This is a genomic window from Mycobacterium sp. 852002-30065_SCH5024008 (assembly GCF_001665645.1).
GTDB classification, from domain to species: domain Bacteria; phylum Actinomycetota; class Actinomycetes; order Mycobacteriales; family Mycobacteriaceae; genus Mycobacterium; species Mycobacterium paraffinicum.
In genome coordinates, this window is sequence record NZ_LZSZ01000104.1 from 1 (window position 1) to 515 (window position 515).

The 515-nt window shown below is 63.9% G+C and carries 1 protein-coding gene; it reads left to right on the forward strand.

Annotated elements, in window-relative coordinates:
* Positions 1-515: AMP-binding protein (locus A5781_RS14655; protein WP_156624652.1), on the forward strand; the 515-nt coding region annotated here is incomplete at both ends.

Sequence of the window (515 nt, forward strand, 5' to 3'; positions counted from 1 at the left end):
AGATGTGTATAAGAGACAGGGTCCAAGTCATGCTGGCCTGGCAACACCACAACCCCACCGAGCTGGACCTGGGTGCTCTGCAGGTCAACCCCTTGCCGGTGCAAACCCAAACGGCCCGGATGGATTTGACATTCTCCTTGTCCGAGAACTTCACCGAAGCGGGCCAGGCCGCCGGGATCAGCGGTGCGGTGGAGTTTCGCACCGATGTGTTCGACCCCGACAGCATCGAGACCCTGATCGCGCGATTCGAGCGGGTGTTGGCCGACATGACGGCAGATCCCTCGCGGCCGGTGTCTTCGATCGGGGTGCTCGACGAGTCCGAGCGTGTCCGCCTGGATAACTGGGGTAATCGGGCGGTGTTGGACCGCCCGGCGGTGTCGGGGGTCTCGATCCCAGCGTTGTTTGCCGCCCAAGTCGGCCGCACGCCCGAGGCGGTGGCGCTGAGTTTCGGGGACCGGTCGTGGACGTATCGAGAGGTGGATGAGGCCGCGAATCGGTTGGCGCACTTACTGGTT